At 71.5% G+C, this 943-nt stretch carries 2 protein-coding genes; both read right to left on the bottom strand.

The window, feature by feature from the left end; all coding sequences use genetic code 11:
* Positions 1-302, bottom strand: a 302-nt coding sequence (locus OQ02_RS39125; RefSeq protein ID WP_033443741.1) for an arsenate-mycothiol transferase ArsC, incomplete at its 3' end; no start/stop codon positions are given.
* Positions 299-943: aquaporin (locus tag OQ02_RS39120; RefSeq protein ID WP_051773506.1), on the bottom strand; the 645-nt coding region annotated here is incomplete at its 5' end. The genes OQ02_RS39120 and OQ02_RS39125, both read right to left, overlap by 4 nt.

Raw genomic sequence — 943 nt, 5'->3', positions numbered from 1 at the left:
TCCCAGTCGAGGTAGCGCTTGCCGGGGAAGACGGGGCAGGTGTCGCCGCAGCCCATGGTGATGACGACGTCGGAGGCCTCGACGTCCTCGGTGGTCAGCTTGGACGGCACCTCGGCGGTGATGTCGAGGCCCAGCTCGGCCAGTGCCTCGGCGGCGGCGGGGTTGACCTTGTCGGCGGGCGCGGAGCCGGCGGAGCGGACCGTCACGCGGCCGAGGGCGTAGTGCTGGAGCAGTGCGGCGGCCATCTGGGAGCGGCCGGCGTTGTGCACGCAGACGAACAGGACTTCGGGCTTGCTGGTCAACGGACTTGCCCTTCGGTGACGGTTTCGGTGCTGTCGGCGGTGGTCCGGGTCGGGTAGAGGATGCGCAGCAGTGGGATCGCCACCGCGACGCCGACGAGTTGCGCCACCACGTAGACCGGCACGGAGGACGGTGCGATGCCGGCGAACGTGTCGCTGAACGCGCGGCCGGCGGTGATGGCGGGGTTGGCGAAGCTGGTGGAGCTGGTGAAGAAGTACGCGGCGCCGATGTAGGCGCCGACGGCTGCGGGCGCGAGGGCGGCCCGGCCGGACCGGACCAGCGAGAAGATGACCAGCAGCAGGCCCGCCGTGGCCACGACCTCGGACAGCCCGTGCGCGGCCGTGGCGCGTTCGGTGGTGCTGATGCTGATCGGGGCCGCTTCGAACATGGTGTTGGCCAGGATCGCGCCGGTGACGCAGCCGAGCACCTGGACGAGCGCGTAGGCGGGGACGTCACGCCACGCCAGGCCCCGGAAGACGGCGTCCACGATGGACACGGCGGGGTTGAAGTGGCCGCCGCTGACCGGTCCGAAGACGAGGATGATGGCGTAGAGGCCGACGGCGGTCGCGGCGGCGTTCTCCAGCAGTTGCAGGCCGACGTCGCCGGGGGAGAGGCGTTGGGCGGCGATGCCGGAGCCGATCAC

Source organism: Saccharothrix sp. NRRL B-16314, from assembly GCF_000716595.1.
In the GTDB taxonomy this organism is placed as follows: Bacteria; Actinomycetota; Actinomycetes; order Mycobacteriales; family Pseudonocardiaceae; genus Actinosynnema.
Note: the sequence above shows the minus strand (reverse complement) of the source record. Positions and strands in the feature narration are given on the sequence as shown.